Below are 22,994 nucleotides of genomic sequence, written 5' to 3'. Positions count from 1 at the left end.
CGGCAGCGGGCGGGTCGCCGCCGCTGATCGCCTTCCGGAGGATCGTCGGGTTGGTGATACGTCCCGGGCGGACGGGACCGCGGACTTACTCGTTCAGGGGATGGTGCCCGGCGGAGGAGTCGGGGTCGGTGCGGTTCGGCACCTGGTCGATCGGTATCCGGTCAAGAAGCGGCGGGGAGAACACCAGGTCGGCTCGGTGCGGGGTGGCGGCGACCAGATCGGCGTTGCGCTGGTCGCTGCCGAGAGACCACGCGCGGGCCTCCGCGAGGGGTTTCCCATAGGCCACGTGCCGTTGGATGAGCTGGTTCAGCCGGGTCGCCTCATCGGTGGCGACGTACCACGCTTCATCGAGGAGCGCTTTGACGCCCGCCCAAGGGCCGTCGTCGAGCAGCAGGTAGTTGCCCTCGGTGATGACCAGGGGCACCCCGGCCGGGACCGGGATGGCGCCCGCGATGGCTTCCTCGAACTCGCGGTGGAACCGAGGGGCGTACACGCAGTTCTCCGTCTGGTCGCGCAGCCGGCGCAGAAGCGCCGCGTAGCCTGCGGCGTCGAAGGTGTCCGGTGCGCCTTTCCGCTGGCGACGGCCCAGCCTGTTCAGTTCACCGTTGGCAAGGTGGAAGCCGTCCATGGGCACTACAACGGCGGTGTCCGGGCCGAGCGCGGCGGCCAAGTGGAACGCCAGGGTCGACTTTCCGGAACCGGGTGCCCCGACGATCCCCAGAATCGCCCGCCGCCCGGATTCCGCGAGAGCGCGGGCTCGGTCGCGCAGTGCGGAGAAGGCCGTCTCCGCCGGGGCATCGCAGGTGCCCTGCCCGAGCGAGTCGAGGTGGTGAGGGTGCGTCACCGTGACCACCGGTCCGTTCGATCACCGACCGCGACTCTCCCGGATGCCGCCGACGGCGATTGCGGTGACCACGTCCCGGGGCCGGGGGTGGGCTCCGGCCCGTCGCCGGCCTCGGCACTCCAGGGTTGGGCGACGGTGGCGGCTTTCATGTGACGACTCTCAGACGGTCATGCGCGAGGTGGCCCGGTGCGGTGATGAACGAACGCGGAGGGGTACGAGCGGTACGAGGAGACAGTGGCCGTTCCGGCGCGCGCGGAGACACAACCAGTCGGGTGATGACCGATCGTGGCAGCCCACGATCCTTCGTCGGCCTCGAAATGTCCTCCGGCGCAGGAAGCGGTGTCTGGTACGTCCGTCACGCTAGACCTCGGTCAAGCGCTCAGCAAGCCTTGGTCCGATCGCCGACTCCCACGACGAGCCCGAACGCCAGTTCCAGGCGGTGCCGGGCCCGCCGCCGGGCGGCGGAGCGGCGTGCGACTCGACCTCCAGGAAGCCGGGGGCGGGCTCATGGACCAGGGTTCATGGGATCAGCAGGAGTTTGCCGGTGGTGGTGCGGGACTCGATGTCTCGGTGGGCCTGTTCGGCGTCCTTCAGCGGGTAGCGGCGGCCTATGCCGGGATCGAGGACGCCGCGCCGCACCAGGTCGAAGAGGTCGGTGCTGTGGCGCAGCAGCGCCTCACGGGTGGGGATGTGGTCGCGGAAGACCGGATAGGACACCTTGATGCTGCGCGGCAGGTCCCGCATGTTCACCACGGGGGCCGCGCCGATGACCGCCCCGTAGTAGAGCAGCAGCCCGTGCCGGCGCAGTACGTTCGTGGAGGCGCGGAACGTGGTCTCGCCGCCACCGTCGAAGACGACGTGGACGCCCTCCCGGTCGGTCAGGTCGAGCACCGGCTCGACGAACGCCGCGCCGGTGGACAGTACGACGTGATCGGCGCCGGCGCGGCGGGCGGTCTCGGCCTTCTGTTCGCCGGACACGATGCCGATGACCGTGCCGCCCCGGGCCTTGATGAGCCGGGTCAGCTTCTGGCCGAGCCCACCGGCCGCGGCGTGCACGACGGCGACCTGGCCGGGCCGGACGTCGGCGGCCTCGGTGACGAAGTGGTGGGCGGTGATGCCCTGCATCATGAGGCTCGCCGCCGCCTCGTCGGTGATGTCGTCGGGCACCGGTACCGCGCTGTCCACGGGCAGCACGATCTGCCCGGCGTACGAGCCCCAGGCGTACACCCAGGCGACTCGGTCGCCGACGGCGAAACCGGTCACGGCCTCGCCCAGCGCGCTCACTCGGCCGGCGCCCTCCACCCCGGGCACGAAGGGGAGTTCACCGGTGGAAGCGCCGAGCCGGCGCGCTCCGGTGTCCATGAAATTCACCCCGGCCGCCGCGATGTCCACGAGGATCTCCCCCGGTCCGGGCTCGGGGGAGGGTCGCTCCGCGATCCGCAGCCGCTCCGGGCCGCCCAGTTCTTCCACCACGATGGCGCGCATGTCGGGCACCTTTCTTCTGGATCTGCGGGCCAGCGTGCCTCGCGTAAAATGGACCGGCAAGTCCAAACGGTGACGCTTGGAGGAGGCGCCCATGACCACCGGCAGAGCCACCACGCCGGGACTGACCCGCAAGGGCATGGAGACCCGGCGGCGCATCGTGGAAGGCGCGGCTGAGGAGATCCGTGAGCGGGGCGCCGCGGGCACCACCCTCGACGACATCCGCGCCCGCACCGCGACCAGCAAGAGCCAGATCTTCCACTACTTCCCGGGCGGGAAGGAGGAGCTGCTCCTCGCGGTGGCCGCCCGCGAGGCCGACCGTGTCCTTGAGGACCAGGAACCCCACCTCAGCAACCTGGGCACCTGGTCGGCCTGGCAGGACTGGCGCGACGCGGTCGTACGGCGCTATGAGCAGCAGGGCGTCAACTGCCCGCTCGGGGTGCTGATCACCGAGCTCGGCCGTGCCACCCCCGCCGCACAGGCGCTCACGAGCCGGCTGATCGGCCAGTGGCAGACGGCCCTCCGCGTCGGCATCCGGCAGATGCAGGACAACGGCGACATCGACCGGCACCTGGACGCCGACCGTACGGCAGCGGCGCTGGTCGCGGCGGTGCAGGGCGGGGTGACCATCCTGATGTCCACCGGCGGCATCGCCCACCTGGAGGCGGCACTCGACACATCGTTGACCCTGCTGCGGGCCGCAGCCCTACCGCCGCGGCGGTCCAAAAAGTGACGTGCCCCACATCCGGATGTTTGCTGGGCCCGTGTGATGGACCGCAGGGACGGTACGGCGACGGGTTGGTCCCACAGGCGTCGCGCGCCCTCCGGGTCGACGGCGTAGCGGGCCACCCCGTGCGGCGTGCCGGAGGGGCGGTCGACGACGTCGGTCTCGTTGCCCGAACCGGTCAGTCCCGTGCCGTTTCGATCAACTCCAGGAGATTGCCTTCCGGGTCGGCCACGTACGCGTACCGCATGCCTTCGCTGATGCCGGGCGCCGGGGACGACACCGGGACGGCGTCGCAGTCACGCGTCAGGCGCGCGAACGCGCCGTCGAGATCCGGGACTTGAAGCGCGAGGTGGGTGAAGGTCTGCACGGCGGTGGCGGTGAAGGGGTCGGTGTGCGCGGCCGGGCGTGAGCCGGGTCGCTCGACGAACTCCACGCGCAGGCCCGCCGTATCGCTCAGGACGACGGTACGGACTCCCGCTTCGGGCATCTCCAGGCGCTCCTCCACCTGCGTGAGCCCGAAGGCGTCGGCGTACCAGGCTTCCTGCGCGGCGAGGTCGGCGACCGAGAGGCTGATGTGGTGGAAACGAGCAGTGGTCATGGCAACTCCCATGGTTAATGCCTTTCACCTGGTAAGTGATGTTAACCTTACGGGCATGAGCGCTCCCGTCAAGCGGCGTCCCACCGGCCACCACCACGGAGACCTGCGCAACGCCCTGCTGCGGGCGGCCCTCGAACTGGTCGGTGAACGAGGCCCGCACGGCTTCACCCTGGCCGAGGCAAGCCGCCGGGCAGGAGTGAGCGTCGCGGCTCCGTACAAGCACTTCGCCGACCGGGAGACGCTGCTGGCGGACCTCGCCACGCAGGGGTATCGCGAGCAACGGGACCGCTTCGCCGCGGCCGTGAGCGGCAGCGAGGACCCTGTCGAACAGCTGGCGTCCTTCGCGTCCGCCTACGTCCGTTTCGCCGCCGAGGAAACCGCCCTGTTCGACATCACCTTCAACGCGGGCCTCGACAAGTCCAGATTCGCCGAACTGGCCTCGGCGGGCGACGAGGTGGCCGGCCTCCTGCTGCCGGTGACGCGCCGGCTGGCCGCGGACGCGGACGACGCGTTCGACCTGCTGCTCCGGGTCGCCGCTGCCGCGCACGGCCTGGCCGTGTTCCTGCGCCAAGGTCTGTTCGGCATGGGAAGCGGAGCCCTCGCCGACGCGGAGGAGAAGGCCGCCCGTACAGCACGGGCGATCGCGGGAAAGCGTGACGGCTGAGGCGCTCGTGACGCGTTCGTGACGGGTTCGGTGGGGCCGGCACGGGATTCGGTACGTGCTCGCGGAGAAGAGTGACACCGAGTCGCGGGGGCACGTAGCCTCGGCGCCATGGGGAATGTCCTGCCGCTGCTGGTGATCTTCGGAGGCCTGGCCGCGGTCCTTGCCGCTCTCGTGTGGCTGGCATGCCACGTTCGACGCCGGGGCACAGCGGGCGTGGCGGTCGCCGCGGCGCTGGCCTCGTGGGAGGAGGCGTATCGCGTGACCGCTCACGAGTCCCACTGGGAGATCAAGGCACAGGCGGAGCGCCAGTCCCCTGTGCTGTCGCCGGACGGTCACTGGCCGCGGAACGGCCACGAAGCGAGCGGGGTGCGGGAGAGGGGCCGACGGCCGTCCGTGTCGCGCCCCCGTCGAGAAAGAGTGCGCCTGCGCCGCCTGGTACGCCGGTGGCGGCAGCGAGGCTGATCGGGCCGACGGCACTCAAGTCGAGCCGACGGCACTCAAGTAGGGGCGACGGCAGTCAAGGATCGATGGCACGCGCTCAGCCTTCTGTAGCAGTGGCACGGGACAACGAACGCAGCACAGTTTGCCGATCAGCACGCTGATCGGCAAACCGCGAAGGACGCGCCCTGGTGCCCCCTGCCCAGCTCACCCGCCTTCGGCGTCCAGAGCGATCAGGCCCTTGTCCGACCCGGCGTAGAGCCGTCCGCCGCCCGCCCACATCGGGACGTATGTCGTCCACAGCGCGTCGGTGCTCGCGGCGAAGTCGTAATTCCATCGTGCCGTACCGCTCTCCGCGTCCAAGGCCCGCACACGCCCGATCGACCCTACGTACAGGTTGCCGTCCGCGCACTGGAGCCCGACCGGTTCTTCCACGGCCTCCGGCAGCGTCCCGGCCCAACGCACCGCGCCAGTAAGGGCATTGAAGGCACGGACGAGGACGCCGCTCTTGTCGACGACTCTGGCGTCGTACACGGTCTCCCCGTCCGGAGAGGCAGTCACCGCCGTGACCGGTAACGAGTCGGGAGAGCTCCAGGCCACCTGCCCGTTCGTAGGATCCACCGCGTACAGGCGCCCAGCCAGGTGGAGGAAGAACCCGCCGGCCGAGCAGTGCGGTCCGTCGGACCAGCGGACACGCAGCGAGTCGATCACCATGGTGAGGGTGTTACCGCTGCCCGGGACGGGCTGCTGCCACAGGGCTTCACCGCCCGACTCCGCGTCCAGCGCGGACATCCTCGGTGCGCTCTGATCGACCCTGGTGCTGCTGCGCCACAGCAACTGCTCGCCCGACGAGGGCACCATCAGGAGAAACTGGCCCGCCACGTTGTCGAATTCCTTCGTCCAGCGAATCTTCCGGGTCGCGGGGTCCACGGCCCAGACGAACGCGGTCCTGGAATATGAGGACCCGGTGACGTACACCAGCCCGTCGGGCTTGGCATGGGCGCCGGCGATCATGACCCCGTCGGCCGGCCGGTCGAGAGCCCACTTCTCGGTGCCGGTGGCGAGATCGACGGCCCTGAGTATGAGGGTCCGTCCGGTCGGCTTGAGCTGGTCCGTGTGATCCACGGCGAACGCCATGCCGTCGCCGAGGACCACGGGGTTGCCGCCCATGTCCGCGACGGCCGCGCTCGTTGTGTTGCGCAGCGGATCCCAACGGGGCTTCCCGTCCCGGTCGAAGGCCCGCAGATTCTTGGTGCCGACGGCGATGACGGTCTCGTCCGCGCCCACCACATGGAGGAGCCGTTCGTCGATCTCGGCCGTCCACAGCGGGGTCGCGGCGGTCTTGGTGGTGAGCACACGCCCGGGGTCCTTCGGATCCGGGGATCGCCGGGGTTTCCTGTCCTCACCGTTGCCGGAGGCCCCGTCCGAGGGCCGGCCCCGCAGTGCCAGCGCGAGCATGGTGCCGCCGCCCGCCAGCGCGCCACCCGTCAGGCCCAGTACGACCCTTCTGCGGCTGGGCCCCGGGGCCGCCACAGAGCCCGGCGAGGACGGCAGGGGCAGAGGACGGGGCGGCGTGAGGGGAAGGGGCGGCGGAGGAACAGCGATCGCGTGGGCCGGTGCGGCGCCCGGCCGCTCGGCCGCGGGGCTCGACGGCGCTTGTACGGACAGCGGTTCAGCCGGCTCGGTGGACGGCCCCGACGGCACCATGACCGCCGCCACCCGCTCGATGGCGGTGATCAGAGAGGCGGGCAGCCACGCACCGGCCGCCGTCGACGGCACGCCCCGGGGGAGGAACTCGATCGCCTGCCGGGGGGTCGGGCGGTCCGCGGGACTCTTCGCCAGACAGGCCGCGACCAGTGGTCGCAGCTCGTCCGGCACTGTCGAAAGATCAGGTTCGCCGCCGACGACCCGCCGCCGAACGTCGGGGCCGAGCCCCTCGCCGAACACACTCGACCCACTCGCGGCGAACGCGAGCGTCGCGCCCAGGGAGAACATGTCGCAGGCAGGCGTGAGCGGCTGCCCCGGCGCCTCACCCGCGGCCTGCCCCGGCGCCTGACCCGTGGGCTGCCCCGGTGCCCGCCCCGTGGCCTGCCCCGGCACCCGCCCCGTCGCCTGCTCCGGCGCCATGTACGCGGTCGTGCCGAGGACAAGACCCGGGCCCGTGAGCCTCGTGCCGTCGGCGGCCCGTGCGATGCCGAAGTCGATGAGGTGCGGCCCGTCCAGGGCAAGGAGCACATTGCCCGGCTTGAGATCCCGGTGGACGAGGCCCGCCGCGTGGATGCCCGCGAGGGCCTCGGCGACCCCGGCCGCCAGCGCGAGCAGCGATGCCCTGGGCAGCGGGCCGTCGAGCCGCACGGCCTCGTGCAGGGAGACGCCGGGCACGAACACCGTCGCCAGCCACGGCGTGACGGCGTCCGGGTCCGCGTCGATGACCGGGGCGGTGAAGGCTCCGGACGCCGCCCTCGCCGCCGCGACCTCCGCACGAAAGCGGGCTCGGAACCCGGCGTCATGGGCGAGCTCCGCGCGGACCAGTCTGACCACGACCGTACGGCCGCCGTACGACCGTCCCAGATAGACCACCCCTATGCCTCCGGCCCCGAGGCGGCCGAGGAGCCGGTAGGGGCCGATCCGCCGTGGGTCCGCGTGCTCCAACGGCCGCATTCCTACGCTCCGTTCGCATGCAGTGCGGCGACCGTGTTGGCAGCCGGATCCGAGAGGCACAGGCGGCCGTCGCCGGCGCTCCACGCAAGGAAGACGGGGTTCTTTCCGCGCAACCCCGTGTACTTCCAACGAGCCTTGCCGTGTGCCGGATCGACGGCCCAGACGACAGCGTCCGACGCCATCCAGTACAGGTTTCCGTCCCCGTACAGCAGGCGGACGCCGGAGCCCTTGGCGTCCTTCGGCCCGGCCGGGACCGGAGCCTGCCATTGGGTCGTGCCGGTCGCGCTGTCCAGGCAGCGCAGCGAGTGCCCGCCGTCCTCGTCCTGCCACAGGCCGTACAGGAGGCTGCCGTCCTTGTTGGTGGCTATGCCGTCGCCATGGTTGGAGGCCTCGGCGGCGCCCTCGGCGCTCCACACCTTGTCTCCCGTCGCCGGGTCCAGGGCGTACAGGGTGTCGCGGTCGCCGAAGACGATGACGTGCTTCTCGGTGGCGGCGAGCGTGGCGGCCAGCTTCTGCTCCCAGGCGGGTTTGCCGCTGCCGTCAAGTGCCTTCAGATAGCGTTCCGTTCTGAACAGGACGTGGTCGCCGGTCAACGGCAGAGCCGAGTCGATGAGCAGGTCCGCTTCGCTGTGCACCCAGGCCGTGCCGCGGTCGGCGAGGTCCAGTGCCCGCACGTGATACCCCTTGGGCGCCGGGCCCTGGTCGCCGCCCAGGCCGGTGAGATAGGCCCGGCCCTCCCGGATCCCCCAGAAGCTGAGCACCCCCTGGGCGTACGGCCGGTCCAGGGCCACCGTCCACACGACCTCCCCTTTGGCCATGTCGATCGCGGCCAGCGCGCTCTTCAGACTCTTCGACCCCGCCACGTACAGCAGACCCCCGTCCACCGCGGCGACGGTCTTGGGCATCGCGTCGTGCACCGCGAAGCTCATGCCGTACCCGCCGGTGTCGCCGTCCACGGTCCACTTCTTGTCGCCCTTGTCGTCGACTCCCCAGACGGCCTCTCCGGATACGCAGGCCACGACCCCGTTGGCCGAGAGAACCTGCGGGCTGGCAGCGGACTGGTTCACCTTCCAGGCCAGCTGGCCTTCGGGAACATCACCCGAGGGGCGCCGGATACGGCGCGGCTGCGTCGATCCCTTGTCCGCGCCGGTCGATCCCTTGTCCGTGCCGGATGCCCCGGTCTCTCCGGTGTCCGTGCCGGATGCCCCGGTGCCTCCGGACCTGCCGCCCTCGCCCTTGGTCAGCCAGAGGCCGACCCCCGCCCCGACCGCCGAGACCACCGCACCGCCCACTCCGAGGAGCAGTCTTCGGCGGCCGGCTGCCGAGGGCTCCCGCCTCGCACCGGGGGCCGGACCAGGGCCCTGACCGGGAGGCTCGCGGGTGAGGGCCGTCATGAGGCCCCGTACGGCGATGATGTCCGCGATGACCGCCCCGGGCAGCCAACTGCCCGACACCAGCGGCCGGTTCTCCCGCTCGACCTGTTCGATGTGCTCGATGTGCTCGACCTGCTCGATGTGCTCGACCACCTGCCGCGGGGTGGGCCGCGCACCAGGATCCTGGGCCAGACAGGCCTCGATCAGGGGACGCAGAATCGCCGGAACGGCCTCGATGTCCGGCTCGGTGTGCACGATGCGGTACCCGACCCCGGCCGCGTGGCCATCGCCGTACAGATGCGATCCGAGGGCCGCGAAGGCGACCGTGGATCCCAGGGAGAACATGTCGCTGGCCGGGGTGAGCGCCCGGCCGAGCGTCTGTTCCGGCGACATATAGGGCACCGAGCCGATGACCGCCCCGGTGCGGGTCAGCGTGGTGCCCTCGGCCGCGCGCGAGATCCCGAAGTCGATGACGCGCGGGCCGTCCAGGGTCAGCATCACATTCGCGGGCTTGAGGTCGCGGTGGATCAGCCCGGCGCCGTGTACGGAGATGAGCGCTTCGGCGAGGCCTGCCGTCAGCGTCCGTAGCGCGTCCTCGGGCAGCGGGCCGTGCGTGGTGACCGCCCGGTGCAACGGGACGCCGACGACGAACGCGGTGGCCATCCAGGGGACTTCGGCCCGTGGATCGGCGTCCACCACCGCCGCGGTGAAAGCGCCCGAGACCATGCGCGCCGCCGCGACCTCTCGCGCGAACCGCGTCCGGAAGCCGGGATCCTGCGCCAGCTCCGCCTGCGCCACCTTCACCGCGACGGTACGGCCTCCGGCCGAGCGCCCGAGGTACACCGAACCCATCCCGCCCGCGCCCAGCCGGCCGATGAGTGTGTACGGGCCGACCTGCCGCGGGTCCGCGGCGCCGAGGTCCTCCATGCGCGGCCCTCCTGCCTGTGTTCGCGCACAGACTATGGCGGGGCCCAGAGTCGTGCAGGCTGTTCGAGATCAATCCCGCCTCGAACAGCGCGCGGCGCTGGGGGCGGTGGCGCCGCGCGCGGTTCGACGGAGCGCGTCAAGGCCGACGACGATGTCCGTATGGCAGACAGTGCAGCGGTCTACGGGTTGGTCGGTGTCATAGGTGGAGCTCTCCTGGGAGGTGCGGCAACCTTCGCCGTACCGGTACTGCAGAACAGACATGCGGAACGTGTGCGACGGCAGTCCCGCGCAGAGGCCAAGTTCAACCGGCTGATGGCTCTGCGTAAGACCACGCGAGAGCTGGTCGGACTCCTCGATGAGGAATACACATCATTGCTGGCCGGCCGGGCCGTCGTCCGCGATGTGACCTGGCCGGCTCTGCAGGCGGCCCTTGACGCGGTAGGAGGAGCAGCGGACAACCTCGCGATCGACGGGCTCCACTTCACCCTCTCCAGCAGCAGTCGTGAGGTGCGCTCGCCCGAAAACAGTTGCCTTGAGCTTCTGCTTCGCCACGCGTACGCCGTCTCCGGCCTCATCCGTGAGATCCGCGACGGCGATGGAGAGGCGGAGACCGTTGATCTGAATCGTTTGAACAGCGCCGTACGCCGACGGACCGTGTCCGAGCTCGCTCAGGAGATGTCGAGTGTGAAGCGAGCTCGTGAGTCTCTGATGGACCTCGCCTTTGATCACATGGACGGTTTGCGGGATGAGCACCGCCTCTAAGTCTCGTGTGAACAGCCGCCCTTACTGGTCGATTCTCCCCATTCTTCACACTCCGCCTGATTCAGGACAATCGCGCCGTGCTGTCACCGTCCGGTCGCTCCTCCGCCTCGACCAGCCGGGCGAGGTTCGCCAAGGCCATGCGGGTACCCAGCTCGTTGTCGGCGGCCGGCACCTCGTCGGGGATCCCCTCATGCACGATCAGGACGTCCGTCGCGCCGCCCGCGTCGGTGAGTGTGGTCGTCATCGTCATCGTGCCGCCGAAGCCGGGGTCCGCCGTCTCGAAAGCGAACACTTCCGTCACCTGCTCGTCCGGCACGAGCCGCGCGAAGTGGCCCTGGTAGGTGTCGGTGTGCGCGGCCGACTTGCCGGTGCCGGCCGGGTCGTCGTACGTGAGGGAGACGCGGAACGTTCCGCCTTCGCGGGGATCGAACGTGTGCACGCGGCTGGTCATGCCTGCGGGCACCCGCCATCGCGCGATCGCGTCCGCGTCGAGAAGCGCTCGGTAGACGGCCGCGCGGGGGGCGTTCACGCGGCGGGAGATTCGCGTCGAGTACATGGAATCCAACGTATCGCCGGCAGCCTCCGCCGCGGCCCGTTCCGGGATTAGATATATCAATCATTTTGATTTATCGTCTGTCGCAGAGCACACTGCCTGCCGTACCGGGACGGAAGGAACCACCATGTCGGGCGACATCACGGTCAGCGCCCTCGCGAACGCCACCGCGACCCCGCTGCCGCACTTCTGGAGCCGCGTCGTCGGCGCCGGACGCGCCAACGAGGGGCTGCGCGCCGACTGGCAGCGCCAGCTCCGCGAGGCCCACGAGGCGTGCGGCTTCGAGTACATCCGCTTCCACGGCCTCTTCCACGACGACATGTTCGTGTATACGGAGCGTGAGGACGGCACGGCTGTTTACAACTTCCAGTACGTCGACGCGCTCTTCGACTTCCTCCTGGACCTCGGGGTCCGGCCGTTCGTGGAGTTCGGCTTCAGCCCGCGTGCCCTCGCCCGGGAGACCAACACCGTCTTCTGGTGGGGAGCGCACGGCGCCCCGCCCGTGGACCTGGACAAATGGGCCGCGCTGATCGACGCCATCACCCGCCACTGGATCACCCGGTACGGGATCGAGGAAGTGCGCCGCTGGTACTTCGAGGTGTGGAACGAGGCGAACCTCTGGGGCTTCTTCCACGGCACCCGCTCCGAGTACTTCGAGCTGTACAAGGTCACCGCGGGCGCGGTGAAGAACGTGGACGAGCGGCTGCGCGTCGGCGGCCCCGCCACCTCCAACTTCGTACCCGACGAGCGCTTCGGCGGTGAGTCCGAGGATGTCTCCCGGCGCATCGTGGCCGGCCGCGACGACATCGACGACCTGGAGTGGCGTCCGGTGTGGATGGCGGCCTTCCTGGACTACTGCGCCGGGGAAGGGCTGCCCGTCGACTTCGTCTCCACCCACCCGTACCCCACGGACTGGGCGCTGGACGAGCACGGCCAGGGCGAGAAGCTCACCCGGGGCAAGGACGCCACCCCGGTCGACCTGGCCCTGCTGCGCGACCTGATCGCCAAGAGCCCGTACCCGCACGCCGAGATCCATCTCACCGAGTGGTCCTCGTCCTCCTCGCCGCGCGACCACACCCATGACACGCTGCCCGCCGCCACCTATGTCACGCGCTCGATCCTGCACTCGATCGGTACGGTCGACTCGCTCGCGTACTGGACGTTCACGGACGTCTTCGAGGAGGGCGGGGCCGGCGACGAACTGTTCCACGGCGGCTTCGGCATGATCACGCTGCCCGGTATCCCCAAGCCGACCTTCCACGCGTACCGCATGCTGCACACGCTCGGCGACGAGCTGATCGAGCGCGGCGAGGACCATGTCGTGACCCGCTCGGCCGCCACCGGCCGGATCACCGCGCTCGTCCATCACTATCCGGAGGAGGAGCCCAAGTCCGTGCCGGCCTCCTTCGACGACCGGGCCATGGCCGAGGCCACCCAGGCCAAGGGGCGGCCCCGGCGGCTGACGCTGGAGATCGGCGCGCTCGCGCCCGGCGCCCCCTTCCGGGTCGAGGTGCTGGACTCCGCGCACGGCGACGCCATCGGGGCCTGGCGGGCCCTCGGCTCGCCGGCCGCGCCCACCCGCGAGCAGCTCGCCCATCTCGACCGGCTGGCCCGTGCCACCGAGCTACGGACCGTCGCGGCGGGTGAGGACGGGGTGCTGCGGCTCGACACGGACGTCAGCCCGTGGTCGCTCGTCCTTATCGAGCAGTTGGGCTGATACCGGCACAAGCGGGCTTTGCGGACACGTCCCACGCCCCAGCCGGTACGATTCCATCGATTTGACGCACCCAGGGAACGGCGGCATCTGGCCACCGTCCCTTTACGGGGCCAGGAGACGGATTTTGACCAGCAAGAAGGCGAACACCGGGAAGGCGTCGATCAGACGCGGCACCAACCTGCCGCGCATGGGCGACTTCAACGAATCCGTCGTCCTGGACGCGATCCGGCGCCACTCCGCGGGCCTGAGCCGGGTCGAACTCGCCCAGGCCACCGGGCTGTCGGCGCAGACCGTCTCCAACATCACGCGCCGACTGCTCGACCAGGGCGTGGCCCGCGAGTCCGGGAAGCAGAGCACCGGCAGCGGCAAACCCCGTACGCTCCTGCGGATCGCCCCCGGCGCCCGGTACGCCGTGGGCGTGCATCTCGACCCGGCCGTCATCACGTACGTACTGCTCGACCTGCTCGGTACGGTCGTCGCCCAGCGCAGCGAACGGACCCCGCGCGGCGGCGACACCGACCAGGTCGTGGCGGGCATCGCCGCCTCGGTGACCGCGCTGGTGGCCGAGTCGGGGGTCGACAGGGAACGCGTACTGGGCCTGGGGATCGCCGCGCCAGGACCGATCGACGCGGCGGCCGGGCTGGTCGTGGACCCGCCCGAACTGCCCGGCTGGGGGAGCGTCCCGCTGCGCGACCAGCTCAGCGAGGCGACCGGCTACCCCGCCCTGCTGGACAAGGACGTGATCGCCGCCGTCGTGGCCGAGCGCTGGTCCGGGGCGGCCACCGAAAGCCGTAACTTCCTCTTCTTCTACCTCGGCACGGGCTCCGGCATGGGGCTGGTCGTCGACGACACCGTGCTGCGCGGCGTCTCCGGCAACGTCGGGGAGGTCGGCGGTCTCGGCGCGGCCTGCTCGACCCGGGTCCTGGTCGACGAGGCCATCGCGCTCGGCGTGCTCGGCGGTGAGTTCACTCCCATGGATCCCGGGGACGCCCAGCGCGGCCTTGAGCAGCTGGCGATCCTCGCCGAGCGGGGCGAGGAGCGGGCCGGCAGCATCATCGACCGCTGGGGGGTCCGGATCGGCCGGGGTGTCTGCGCGGCGGCCACGCTCCTGGATGTGGACACCATCGTCTTCGGCGGTCCGATATGGCACCTCCTCGCCGACCGGCTCCTCGCGCTCATCGAGCCGATGGTCGCGCAGTCCCCGTTCGTCAAGCCGATCCATCCCACGCTGGTCATCACCACCGCCGTCGGCGAGAACGTCGCGGCCGTGGGAGCGGCGTCGCTGGTCCTGGACCGGACGCTCTCCGCGCAGCCGAAATCCCTGCTGCTGGGGTGAGCCGCGGGCAGGGGATGAACCGCGGATACGGGTCGCGGATACGGGTGAGGCCCCGCCGACCGGCGGGGCCTCACCCGTGTACGTCACACAGTCAGGGCCGCTGCACACTGCCGTCCGTGTTGCGCAGCAGCGCCCAGCGGTCGTGCTCCAGGGGCTCGGTCACCGGGTACCTGCGTACGGCCGACTCGTCGAAGTCGACTCCCAGGCCCGGCTGTTCGGAGGGGTACAAGCGCCCCTCGCGCGGCACGGGCGCACCGGGGAAGACCTCCAGGGTGGCTTCCTTGAAGGGGGCCGCCTCCTGGACGCCGAACGCGGGCGAGCTGATGTCCAGGGCGACATTGGCGGCCATGCCGACGGGGCTGACGTCACCGGGGCCGTGCGGCGCCGTCCGTACCCCGAACAGCTCGCAGGCCGCGACGAGTTTGCGGGTCGGCGTCAGACCCCCCAGGGTGGGGATGCGGATCCGGGCGAAGTCGATGACCCGCTGTTCCAGCAGCGGCAGATACATCATGACGTCGTGGTAGAGCTCTCCCACCGCGAGCGGGACCGAACCGGCCCGGCGGAGCTGACCGAAGTGGGCCGCGTCCTCGGGGGCGAGGGCGTCCTCCAGGAAGAACAGCCGCGCGTCCTCCACCTCGTGGACCAGTTCCCGGGCCTGCGAGGGCGTCAGCCGCTCGTGCGCGTCGTGCAGCAGCTCCACTCCCGTGCCGACCCGTTCGCGGATCTCGCGCAGCACCGGCGGGACATGACGCAGATAGCCCAGTGAGTCCCAGCTCCCCGCGCGCAGCCGGCGTCGGCGGGCTTCGGCCTCGTCGCGCGGGGCCGTGCCGTAGGTGTCCGTACCGGGGACCGCGACCTGGACGCGGACATGACGGTAGCCCCGCTCGGCGGCGGCGAGCACCCGCTCGGCGATCTCGCCGGCCTCCTGGCCGTCCACGTGCGTGTACGCCTCGGCGGCCTCACGGGCCCGGCCGCCGAGCAGCTGGTGCAGCGGCAGCCCCGCCGCCTTCCCCTTGATGTCCCAGAGCGCCACGTCGACGCCCGCCAGGGCGTTCTGGGCGATCGAACCGCCCCGCCAGTACCCGCTGTTGAGCAGCAGCCGGTGCAGGTCCTCGATGTCCTGAGGGTCGCGGCCCAGCAGCATCGGACCGAAGTAGTCGTCGACGACCGAACGGATCGCCAGGGTGCGCTGCGGGTCGCTGGCGCAGCCGAGCCCGTACAGGCCGGGCTGATTCGTCTCCACGCGCACGATCACGTACGGACAGCCCTGCGGGGCGCACAGGAAGGTACGGACCGCCGTCACCCGCAGTGAGTCGGAGCCCCGCGAGGAGTCGGCGTCGGATCGCGTCCAGGGGGCCTGGGCCAGCACCTCCGCCGTCTCCGCCGTTCCCCGTGTCCCCGCCGTCTCCGCTGTCTCCGGTGCGCGTGGGGCGGGGGTGTCCGCCGCGTGGTGGGCGCCGGTACCCGTCGCTCGATTCGCTGCCGTCATGGGTTCCCTCCGAGGTGATGGCACGTCCGTGTTTTCCGGGTGTTACAACTGTTGACACCGTACATCAAGTCGATTTAGATTCGCTGCGTCATAGAGGAGCTGGACGGACAGCCCCGAAGAAAGGCGCTGGGAACGTGATACGACTTCTCCCAGCCGCACGTCGTACCTCGATACTCGCTTCGGTCGCCGCTATGGGTGTGCTGATCGCGGGTTGCGGTTCGAACGGCGGGAACAGTTCCGGACGCGATGAACTTTCCATGTGGACCTTCAAACAGTCCCATGTGGCCGCTTTGCGGGCGGCCGCGGAAAAGTTCACCGCCGAGACCGGAACAAAGGTGAATATTCAGGCGGTGACGCCGGATGATGCCTTTCTGACCAAGGTTCAGGCCGCGGCCCGTACCAATGACCTGCCCGATGTACTCGAAGTGCACGCCAACGGCGACGATCTCGCGTTCGGCGGGGCGGGACTGCTGGAAGACCTCTCCAAGGACGTCGACCGGAAATGGCTGGACCAGTATCTCCCCCAGGTCCTCGCGGACGGCACGGTCACGCCCGATGTCTACAAGGCGTCGCTCACCGAGGGTTCCAAGACCCAGGGTGTGCGGCTGGGGCAGCGATTCAGTGTGCCGCTCACCGTCGGCACCCAGGGCGTCGTCTATATGAACAAGAGCCGCGCGGCCAAAGCCGGGGTCACCCGGGCGCCGGCCACCTGGGAGGAATTCATCGACGCCCTCGACAAGGTGAAGAAGGCATACCCGGACAACGGCGGGGTGACCGTCGGCATCAAGCAGCCCTCCACGGCTCTCGAATGGCTGATGCAGCCGATGGCGTTCGGCCTGCTCGGGAAGGAGAGGTTCGAGGCGCTCTTCGGCCCGGACGCCGCTCAGGGCTGGTCGTCGCCCAACGGCCAGAAGGTTCTGAACACGTACAACGAGGTGACCCCGTACTGGATGCCGGGCACCCAGTCCAAGGGGATCGACGAGGCGGATCTCGCCTTCGCCCAGGGCAAGGCGTCCTTCGACATCGGCGGCACCTACACGCTGGCGTTTCTCGCCGAGAACGGCTACGACGCGAACAATCTCATGACGTTTCCGGTGCCGCCGCCGAAGGACGCAGCCATCCCCGACCTGCAGCTCTCGCCCTTCTCGCTCACGGGTCTCTCCATCACCCGGAAATCGGAGAAGAAGGACAAGGCGCTGCAGTGGCTGAAGTTCCTCTCGCAGGACGATGTAGCCGCCGACTTCGGAAAGCAGGCACTCGATGTGCCGCCGAATGATCTCGACAAGAATCAGAGCCAGGCGCTCGGCCCGGTCCTGAATTCCATGGAGGCGGCCTTCGGGTCCGGCAAGAATTCCTACAACGCCGGTTATACCGCCTACCGTCCCAGCCTGTACGACCCCGGAAAGGTCGGAGCCGTACTGGCCCAGTTCACCCCGCTCAAGTCACGCGGCGCGGAAAGCACGGGTGCCCAGATGAGTTCCATGCTGAAGTCCTACTGGGCGGAGCAGAACAAATGACGGCCGGAACCGGTACGGCGACGGCCGCCGGCACCGGGAGAGGCACGGGCTCCTCGTCCGCCGGGGAGCGGAACGGCGGCACACCTCGCCGCGGACTCTTCGGCGGGCTGCGCGAGAAGCGCAGGCAGGCCGCCTGGGGCTACCTCTTCGTCGCCCCCGCCATCGTCCTGTTCGCCGTCATGGGCGTCTACACGATCGTCTACGGCTTCTCGCTGAGCTTCGCCCAGTGGAACGGCTTCTGGCCCGAATGGAATTGGCGCGGCTTCCGCAACTACTCGGATCTGCTCGGGGGCAGCCCGACGTACTGGCCGATCGTGAAGAAGGCCGCGGTCAACACCCTGTGGGTCGTCATCGCGGTCCCCCTGCTCACCGTGCTCGTCGCCTTCCCGCTGGCCCTCGTCCTGAACCAGGTCAAGCGCTTCCAGGGCGTCCTGCGCTCCGTCTACTTCGTGCCGTACGTGACGACCGGAATCGCCGTCTACTTCGCCTGGAACTACATCCTGGAGCCCAACGGCGCCGTCAACCTGCTGCTGAAGACCGTCGGCCTCGGCTCGCTCCAGCAGCCGCAGGGCTGGCTCGGCAATCCGAACACCGCGCTGGCCACCATGATCGTCGTCATGGTCTGGTCGGCCGTGCCGGTCGCGATGCTGCTGTATCTGACCGGACTCCAGTCGCTGGACAGCTCCCTGCTGGAGGCCGCGCAGATCGACGGCGCAGGCTGGCTGCGCTCCACCACGACGGTCGTATGGCCGCTCATGAAGCCGATCACCGTCGTCGTGCTGCTGCTCAATGTGCGCGACTCCCTCCAGGGCTTCCAGTCCTTCCTGATCATGACCAACGGCGGTCCGGGCGACTCCACGAGCGTCCTGGGGCTGGAGACCTACCGGCTCGCCTTCCTCTCCGAGCTGTCCCCGACGCTGGGTCTCGCCAGCGCCCTGGGCTGGCTCCTGTTCCTGGCGGCCCTCGTCGTCGCCTTCATCAACCAGCGGGTGATGAGGAGGATGGGATGAGCGGCGAAACGCTTTCCCCACCACGGCGGGTGGGCATCCGCGCCCAGGACCGGACCGTGCCGCGGACCGGCGGCCGCAGGCCCGTCGGCCGGACCGCCGTCCGAGCCGTCGTCGGGATCGTGCTCGCCGGCTACGCGGCGGTCAGTATCTATCCCTTCCTGTGGATGGTCTCGGCGGCCTTCAAGACCAACAAGGAGGTGCAGGAGGGCGGTCACCTCATACCGCACGACCCGACCCTCCGTACCTTCGCCGACACCTGGAACAAGCTCGACTTCTTCGACTACTTCCTCAACAGCGTCAAGGTCACCGTCCTGACGACCGTGCTGGTCGTGGTGGTCTACTCGGCCGCCTCGTACGCCTTCTCGGTGCTGGCCTTCCCCGGCAAGAAGTGGCTGTACCGGCTGTTCCTGGTGCTGCTCTTCGTGCCCGGAGTGGTGACGCTGCTGCCGATCGTGCTGCTGGAGAGCAAGCTCGACATCCTGGGCACCCACTGGGGCCTGATCCTGCCGTTCGTCAACGGCAGCGCTCCGCTGGCGATCCTGATGCTGACCAACGCCTTCACATCGGTGCCGGGGGAACTGCGCGAGGCGGCGCGGATGGACGGCGCGGGTGAGTTGCGGATCTTCAGCCGGATCTATCTGCCGCTGGCCAGGCCCGCCGTCATCACCATCGCGCTGCTCACGGCCATCCCGACCTGGAACGAGTATCAGCTCACCCGGATCTCGTTGAACGACCCGCACACGTACACACTGCCGATCGCGCTCCAGGCGATGCAGTCGCAGAGCGTCGTGCAGTACAACTCGCTGATGGCGGCGGCTCTGATCATGGTGGTCCCGGTGATCGTCCTGTTCCTGTGCGCCCAGCGTTACTTCGTCAACGGACTGATGGGAGCGGTCAAGGGATGAGCGGGCGGACGGTACACAGGAGCGGCCGGACGGTACTGGTGACCGGGGCGGCCGGCGGGATCGGCCGCGCCGTTGTCGCCGACCTCATCGGCGCGGGCTTCCGCGTCGTGGGCGCCGACCTGGAGCGGGGCGACGGCGAGGACGGCTGTGTCCGGTTCGTCACCGGCGACCTCAGCGAGGCGAAGACCGTCACGGAGAGCTTCGCCGCCGCCCGGGAGGCGGCGGGGGAGGAGGGTGCGTTCGCCGGGGTCGTACATCTCGCGGCGTACCCGGCGCCCGGCATCGTGTCGGAGGAAGAGACACTGCGCGCCAACGTGCTCGCCGCCTATCTGGTGTTCCAGGAGGCGGGCCGGCTCGGGGTGCCTCGCGTGGTCGGCGCCTCCAGCGCGGCGGCCGTCGGCATCGCGTGGGCCGACCGGGACCTGCACCCGGTGTACGTCCCCGTCGACGAGGACCACCCGGACCTCACCGTCGACTCCTACGGTCTGTCCAAGGTCATGTCGGAGAAGGCCGCGGAGTTCACGACACGGCGCTACGGCACGGTCACCGTCATGCTGCGGTTCCCGTTCGTCGGGGCGGGCGACCGGCTGCGGGAACGGCTGGCCGAGGTGCACGGCGACCCCGCGTCCAACCGCCGTGAACTGTGGGGCTGGCTGCACACCCCGGACGCCGCCCGAGCTGTACGGGCCGCCCTGACGGCCGACCTCACGGGCCACCATGTCGTCAACGTGGCCGCGCCCGACAGCGCCGCCCTGGAGCCCACCCGCGAACTGCTGGAGACGCACCACCCCACCAGCGAGATCCGGGGCGCGCTCGACGGACACGCCTCGCTGTTCGACACCACCCGCAGCCGCGCGCTCCTCGGCTTCACGGCGGCGGGGCGGGAGGACATCACGGAAGCGGACTGAGCCTCGCGTCCCGCCCGTCAGCCCAGGCATCGGCCAACGACCCGTCAGCCTGGGCTGACGGGCGCGGCCGTGGGCCGGGGCGTGGGCGGAGGCGTGGGCGGATCGATGCCGGCCGTGAAGCGGTCGGTCGGGAGCCAGGTCACGTTGGATGTCACCTTTACCCACGAAAGGGGAATGGCGGGCAAATCTGGCATGGCCCTCGACCGACGGGGCCCGCCGCTGTCACCGAGCCGGAGCGTCCGCGCTCCGCCCGTTCTCGGTCCGATCGCCTTCCCGGCTATCGCCTTCCCGGCTATCGCCCGGCGACGGCGACAGCGACGAACCGGTGTGCCGGCTCTCCGAGTTGAGCGTGGAGCACCGCATGCGCGCTGTACGCACAGGCGGCCGAAAGGGGAGCGTGGGAGTGGGCCGCGCTCCCCTTTCGGCCGTGAACTGCCTTTTGGTGAAAGGGTGATCGTTGAATTCGATCAGCTCCTCGGTGAAATGTTGCCGCGGAACTGGAACGTGGCCCGTCGTTGTTCGGACTCGATAGGGGGTCAGGAACGCGTACAGCTCCGCCAATTCAATGGCGTCGAGCGTTCAATTGGCCACGATAAGTGGCTCGCCCGGGGTCCGTCAGGGCCCGTCCGAGGCGGCCGGCGGAATGCGTGATCATGTGCGATGAGGTGCCCTGTGGGGCGCGTGCATTCCCGGTCATAGATCGGAGTGCGGGAGCTGGATCGAGTGTGGCGCATAGTGCCTTTATGGGCGATTTATCGCTGTTCTCCCTGAAGTCCATTTCTGTAGCGTTCAGGCGACTTTCCACTCTCTCGGGACCCTTGTGAGCTGCGCATTTCCGTCATGGGCGTGATGTGTGTCACGTAAGTGCCGGGTCGCAGTGGTCGGCCTCCTCGCCCATTTCGTCCGCAGGGAAGGCGAGTTGAGCGCCCCGGTAGCGGGTGGTTAACGAGATCCTTTCCGGGCCGGATTCGCGAATTGGATTCCGTTGTGAATTCGGGTCTTGTTTCATCCCGATGTCCTCGCTTACGTTCTCGTCACTCCGGATGGAACGCCGAATCCTGCCGCCGTCCGGAAACCGACACCCACCCACGTACGGCAGGAGCGGGGGACCCAGGTAAGTCGCCGATCCGTACTCCGGACCGGCTTGGGGTGAAGCCGCATTCACCGTGCGGCCGGGCATCTCCAGTCCGAACCCGACAGCTCACCTCGCAGGCGGAGGAGAGGAATTCGTCATGGCCTCAAAGGCTAAGCACCGCCGTCCCAAGAACAGTCCCCTCGCCAGAGGCCTCGTCACCGCGGGCACGGGCGGTGCCGCACTCGCCTTCCCCCTGCTGGCCGCGACCACCGCGGAAGCGGCCCCGGCGGAGCACACCGCCGCCACCGCCAAGGTGGACCTGGCTCCGACCGCCGCCGTGCACCAGGACACCCCGGCGACCTACTCCGTGGTCTGGGGGGACTCGCTGTCCAAGATCGCGGACGCGTACGGGCTCAGCGGTGGCTGGCAGAAGCTCTACGAGGACAACCGCAGTGCCATCGGCGGCAACCCGTCGCTGATCCAACCCGGTCTCACGCTGACGCTCGGCACGGAGTCCGCGTCGGAGTCCGCGTCGCAGGCCCCGGCCGACTCCACCGCCGACCAGAGCGCCACGGCCGACCAGAGCGCCACGGCCGACCAGAGTGCCTCGGCCGATCAGGGCGCCTCGGCCGATACGGGCGCCGCCGTCGAGGCGTCCGCGAAGACGTACTCCGACAACCTGGACGGCTGGATCCGGGAGTCGCTGGACGTCATGGCGGCGCAGGGCATCCCGGGCTCCTACGACGGCATCTACCGCAACATCATGCGCGAGTCCTCGGGCAACCCGTCGGCCATCAACAACTGGGACTCCAACGCCGCCGCCGGCACCCCGTCCAAGGGGCTGTTGCAGGTCATCGACCCCACGTTCCAGGCCTACCACGTGCCCGGTACGTCGACGGACAGCTACGACCCGGTCGCCAACATCACCGCCGCGAGCAACTACGCGGCCGACCGGTACGGCTCGATCGACAACGTGAACGGCCCCTACTGACAGGCCCTCACACCCTGCGCGGCAGGCCGGACAGCCCTGAGGGCTTGTCCGGCCTGCCGCGTTCCTGCTGTTCCCGCGTTCTCGCGTTCCCAGGCCGCCGGCCCCGGGAAAACCCACACCTCGCCTTCCGCGCCGTCCAGATCGGCGCCGTCACGATGACCAGCGTCGATCCGACATACCCGGCCATGTACGAGCGGCCAGATGCCGCGCGTCGGCGGCCGGACGCGAGCCGGACTGTGCTCGCACAGGATTCTCGTCCATACTTCCGGACGTGGAGCAGCGCATAGACTCGAATATCTGGCCCGAGCGTGCCGTGGGGAAAGACCCGGCGTACGTTCCCGGCCTCATGGTCCCCCGCCCCGCCGGGACAGCGGAGACGGACCCGGAGCAGGCGGAGTCCGAGGAGCGCGCGCCCGAAGGCGGCGCCCCCTCGGACGCCCTCCCGGAGGACGTTCCCGATGAGCCCGCCCTCGACGCGGACAGCACCACCGGTAAGGCCGAAGCGGCGAAGGAGGCCTCCTCGGAGGGGAACGCCCCCTCACAGGACGACTCCTCCGCCGAGGACACCCCTGCCAAGGACGCCCCCGTCAAGGACGGCCCCGTCTTCGAGGCCGTCGACCGCCGCGGCTCGATCACCGCGGACAGCGAGGGCGTCCGGTTCCGTCTTGACGACCAGGAGGCCGACTTCTGGTGGAACGAGATCGGCGCGGTCGAGATCAAGACACCGCGGTTCGGGCGTCGGTTCACGGTGACGGTGCACATGTCGGAGCGACGCTGGTTCGACGCCGAGGTCGAGGCCGACACCAGGAACCGGCTCAAGGAATGGACGGAAGGACTCGACGCCGTCCTGGACGCCTACTTCGAGGAGAACTGAGCGGCCGTCACCCGCGGAAGGCGCGTCCAGTGCGGGACGCGTCCGGCGCGGGACGCGTGTCCAGTGTGGGAAGCGCGTCCGGTCCGCCTCGTCATATCCCCTGCCCGCAGTCATGACGTCCCAACTCGCCGGGCAGGGGCGCT

General features: G+C 69.8%; 19 protein-coding genes and 1 riboswitch. Of the genes, 12 read left to right on the top strand and 7 right to left on the bottom strand.

From position 1 onward, the window contains the following. Window positions 1-85: 85 nt before the first annotated feature. Both ACIRQP_RS36610 and ACIRQP_RS36605 read right to left on the bottom strand, forming a co-directional pair. Window positions 86-844 carry a nucleoside/nucleotide kinase family protein gene (locus ACIRQP_RS36610; RefSeq protein WP_403898473.1) on the bottom strand — a complete coding sequence of 253 codons (759 nt, stop codon included), beginning with the start codon at window positions 842-844 and terminating at the stop codon, window positions 86-88. Window positions 845-1,363: 519 nt separating this feature from the next. Further along, window positions 1,364-2,329 (bottom strand): quinone oxidoreductase family protein, encoded by a 966-nt coding sequence (locus ACIRQP_RS36605; protein WP_403898470.1) that lies wholly within the window; start codon window positions 2,327-2,329, stop codon window positions 1,364-1,366. 91 nt (window positions 2,330-2,420) lie between these two features. On the opposite strand from ACIRQP_RS36605, the gene ACIRQP_RS36600 reads away from it, so the two are divergent. After that, a complete protein-coding gene (locus ACIRQP_RS36600) occupies window positions 2,421-3,059 on the top strand; it encodes a TetR/AcrR family transcriptional regulator (RefSeq protein ID WP_403898467.1) in 639 nt (212 codons plus the stop codon). A 172-nt stretch (window positions 3,060-3,231) separates the two neighbouring features. Here the strand turns inward: ACIRQP_RS36600 and ACIRQP_RS36595 are convergent, their stop codons facing one another. Further along, window positions 3,232-3,651 carry a VOC family protein gene (locus tag ACIRQP_RS36595; RefSeq protein WP_403898464.1) on the bottom strand — a complete coding sequence of 140 codons (420 nt, stop codon included), beginning with the start codon at window positions 3,649-3,651 and terminating at the stop codon, window positions 3,232-3,234. A gap of 55 nt (window positions 3,652-3,706) precedes the next feature. Between ACIRQP_RS36595 and ACIRQP_RS36590 the strand changes: the two genes are divergently transcribed. Both ACIRQP_RS36590 and ACIRQP_RS36585 read left to right on the top strand, forming a co-directional pair. After that, window positions 3,707-4,315 carry a TetR/AcrR family transcriptional regulator gene (locus ACIRQP_RS36590; protein ID WP_403898461.1) on the top strand — a complete coding sequence of 203 codons (609 nt, stop codon included), beginning with the start codon at window positions 3,707-3,709 and terminating at the stop codon, window positions 4,313-4,315. A gap of 108 nt (window positions 4,316-4,423) precedes the next feature. Beyond that, entirely contained in the window at window positions 4,424-4,777 is a 354-nt protein-coding gene (locus tag ACIRQP_RS36585; RefSeq protein ID WP_403898458.1) for a hypothetical protein, read from the top strand. 183 nt (window positions 4,778-4,960) lie between these two features. Here ACIRQP_RS36585 and ACIRQP_RS36580 read toward each other — a convergent pair whose 3' ends face one another. Both ACIRQP_RS36580 and ACIRQP_RS36575 read right to left on the bottom strand, forming a co-directional pair. Next, window positions 4,961-7,414 (bottom strand): serine/threonine-protein kinase, encoded by a 2,454-nt coding sequence (locus ACIRQP_RS36580; RefSeq protein ID WP_403898455.1) that lies wholly within the window; start codon window positions 7,412-7,414, stop codon window positions 4,961-4,963. Window positions 7,415-7,416: 2 nt separating this feature from the next. After that, window positions 7,417-9,714, bottom strand: coding sequence for a PQQ-binding-like beta-propeller repeat protein (locus tag ACIRQP_RS36575; protein WP_403898452.1), 2,298 nt, complete (start codon window positions 9,712-9,714; stop codon window positions 7,417-7,419). A 159-nt stretch (window positions 9,715-9,873) separates the two neighbouring features. Here ACIRQP_RS36575 and ACIRQP_RS36570 point away from each other — a divergent pair, with 159 nt between their 5' ends. Then, complete coding sequence (locus tag ACIRQP_RS36570; RefSeq protein WP_403898449.1) at window positions 9,874-10,476, top strand: hypothetical protein; 603 nt, start codon at window positions 9,874-9,876, stop codon at window positions 10,474-10,476. Window positions 10,477-10,537: 61 nt separating this feature from the next. Here the strand turns inward: ACIRQP_RS36570 and ACIRQP_RS36565 are convergent, their stop codons facing one another. Further along, on the bottom strand, window positions 10,538-11,032 hold the full coding sequence (locus tag ACIRQP_RS36565) for an SRPBCC domain-containing protein (protein WP_403898446.1): 495 nt from the start codon (window positions 11,030-11,032) through the stop codon (window positions 10,538-10,540). A gap of 124 nt (window positions 11,033-11,156) precedes the next feature. Here ACIRQP_RS36565 and ACIRQP_RS36560 point away from each other — a divergent pair, with 124 nt between their 5' ends. Next, the gene (locus ACIRQP_RS36560) at window positions 11,157-12,746 is read left to right on the top strand and encodes a beta-xylosidase (protein ID WP_403898443.1); all 1,590 of its coding nucleotides are present in this window, start codon (window positions 11,157-11,159) and stop codon (window positions 12,744-12,746) included. A gap of 187 nt (window positions 12,747-12,933) precedes the next feature. After that, complete coding sequence (locus ACIRQP_RS36555; RefSeq protein WP_403898499.1) at window positions 12,934-14,082, top strand: ROK family transcriptional regulator; 1,149 nt, start codon at window positions 12,934-12,936, stop codon at window positions 14,080-14,082. 91 nt (window positions 14,083-14,173) lie between these two features. Here the strand turns inward: ACIRQP_RS36555 and ACIRQP_RS36550 are convergent, their stop codons facing one another. Then, window positions 14,174-15,571, bottom strand: coding sequence for an enolase C-terminal domain-like protein (locus tag ACIRQP_RS36550; protein WP_403898440.1), 1,398 nt, complete (start codon window positions 15,569-15,571; stop codon window positions 14,174-14,176). 257 nt (window positions 15,572-15,828) lie between these two features. On the opposite strand from ACIRQP_RS36550, the gene ACIRQP_RS36545 reads away from it, so the two are divergent. From ACIRQP_RS36545 to ACIRQP_RS36520, 6 genes are all read left to right on the top strand, one after another. Next, on the top strand, window positions 15,829-17,088 hold the full coding sequence (locus ACIRQP_RS36545; RefSeq protein ID WP_403898438.1) for an ABC transporter substrate-binding protein: 1,260 nt from the start codon (window positions 15,829-15,831) through the stop codon (window positions 17,086-17,088). After that, on the top strand, window positions 17,085-18,098 hold the full coding sequence (locus tag ACIRQP_RS36540; RefSeq protein ID WP_403898435.1) for a carbohydrate ABC transporter permease: 1,014 nt from the start codon (window positions 17,085-17,087) through the stop codon (window positions 18,096-18,098). Before ACIRQP_RS36545 ends, ACIRQP_RS36540 begins: the two co-directional genes overlap by 4 nt. Continuing rightward, entirely contained in the window at window positions 18,095-19,003 is a 909-nt protein-coding gene (locus tag ACIRQP_RS36535; RefSeq protein ID WP_403898432.1) for a carbohydrate ABC transporter permease, read from the top strand. Before ACIRQP_RS36540 ends, ACIRQP_RS36535 begins: the two co-directional genes overlap by 4 nt. Beyond that, complete coding sequence (locus ACIRQP_RS36530) at window positions 19,000-19,911, top strand: NAD-dependent epimerase/dehydratase family protein (protein ID WP_403898429.1); 912 nt, start codon at window positions 19,000-19,002, stop codon at window positions 19,909-19,911. The genes ACIRQP_RS36535 and ACIRQP_RS36530 overlap by 4 nt, the downstream gene beginning before the upstream one ends. Before the next feature lie 1,039 nt (window positions 19,912-20,950). After that, a riboswitch (cyclic di-AMP (ydaO/yuaA leader) is annotated at window positions 20,951-21,139 on the top strand. A 4-nt stretch (window positions 21,140-21,143) separates the two neighbouring features. Further along, the gene (locus ACIRQP_RS36525; protein ID WP_403898426.1) at window positions 21,144-21,977 is read left to right on the top strand and encodes a transglycosylase SLT domain-containing protein; all 834 of its coding nucleotides are present in this window, start codon (window positions 21,144-21,146) and stop codon (window positions 21,975-21,977) included. 271 nt (window positions 21,978-22,248) lie between these two features. After that, window positions 22,249-22,851 carry a hypothetical protein gene (locus tag ACIRQP_RS36520; protein ID WP_403898423.1) on the top strand — a complete coding sequence of 201 codons (603 nt, stop codon included), beginning with the start codon at window positions 22,249-22,251 and terminating at the stop codon, window positions 22,849-22,851. Window positions 22,852-22,994: the final 143 nt, after the last annotated feature.

This window comes from Streptomyces sp. NPDC102274 (assembly GCF_044766385.1).
GTDB lineage: Bacteria > Actinomycetota > Actinomycetes > Streptomycetales > Streptomycetaceae > Streptomyces.
This window is presented reverse-complemented; position numbering and strand designations above follow the sequence as displayed.

Bases quoted from the DNA above. Each gene is read 5' to 3' on its own strand.
- ACIRQP_RS36605 (WP_403898470.1), bottom strand. From the start codon at position 2,329: ATGCGCGCCATCGTGGTGGAAGAACTGGGCGGCCCGGAGCGGCTGCGG.
- ACIRQP_RS36600 (WP_403898467.1), top strand. From the start codon at position 2,421: ATGACCACCGGCAGAGCCACCACGCCGGGACTGACCCGCAAGGGCATG.
- ACIRQP_RS36595 (WP_403898464.1), bottom strand. From the start codon at position 3,651: ATGACCACTGCTCGTTTCCACCACATCAGCCTCTCGGTCGCCGACCTC.
- ACIRQP_RS36590 (WP_403898461.1), top strand. From the start codon at position 3,707: ATGAGCGCTCCCGTCAAGCGGCGTCCCACCGGCCACCACCACGGAGAC.
- ACIRQP_RS36585 (WP_403898458.1), top strand. From the start codon at position 4,424: ATGGGGAATGTCCTGCCGCTGCTGGTGATCTTCGGAGGCCTGGCCGCG.
- ACIRQP_RS36580 (WP_403898455.1), bottom strand. From the start codon at position 7,414: ATGCGGCCGTTGGAGCACGCGGACCCACGGCGGATCGGCCCCTACCGG.
- ACIRQP_RS36575 (WP_403898452.1), bottom strand. From the start codon at position 9,714: ATGGAGGACCTCGGCGCCGCGGACCCGCGGCAGGTCGGCCCGTACACA.
- ACIRQP_RS36570 (WP_403898449.1), top strand. From the start codon at position 9,874: ATGGCAGACAGTGCAGCGGTCTACGGGTTGGTCGGTGTCATAGGTGGA.
- ACIRQP_RS36565 (WP_403898446.1), bottom strand. From the start codon at position 11,032: ATGTACTCGACGCGAATCTCCCGCCGCGTGAACGCCCCCCGCGCGGCC.
- ACIRQP_RS36560 (WP_403898443.1), top strand. From the start codon at position 11,157: ATGTCGGGCGACATCACGGTCAGCGCCCTCGCGAACGCCACCGCGACC.
- ACIRQP_RS36555 (WP_403898499.1), top strand. From the start codon at position 12,934: ATGGGCGACTTCAACGAATCCGTCGTCCTGGACGCGATCCGGCGCCAC.
- ACIRQP_RS36550 (WP_403898440.1), bottom strand. From the start codon at position 15,571: ATGACGGCAGCGAATCGAGCGACGGGTACCGGCGCCCACCACGCGGCG.
- ACIRQP_RS36545 (WP_403898438.1), top strand. From the start codon at position 15,829: ATGTGGACCTTCAAACAGTCCCATGTGGCCGCTTTGCGGGCGGCCGCG.
- ACIRQP_RS36540 (WP_403898435.1), top strand. From the start codon at position 17,085: ATGACGGCCGGAACCGGTACGGCGACGGCCGCCGGCACCGGGAGAGGC.
- ACIRQP_RS36535 (WP_403898432.1), top strand. From the start codon at position 18,095: ATGAGCGGCGAAACGCTTTCCCCACCACGGCGGGTGGGCATCCGCGCC.
- ACIRQP_RS36530 (WP_403898429.1), top strand. From the start codon at position 19,000: ATGAGCGGGCGGACGGTACACAGGAGCGGCCGGACGGTACTGGTGACC.
- ACIRQP_RS36525 (WP_403898426.1), top strand. From the start codon at position 21,144: ATGGCCTCAAAGGCTAAGCACCGCCGTCCCAAGAACAGTCCCCTCGCC.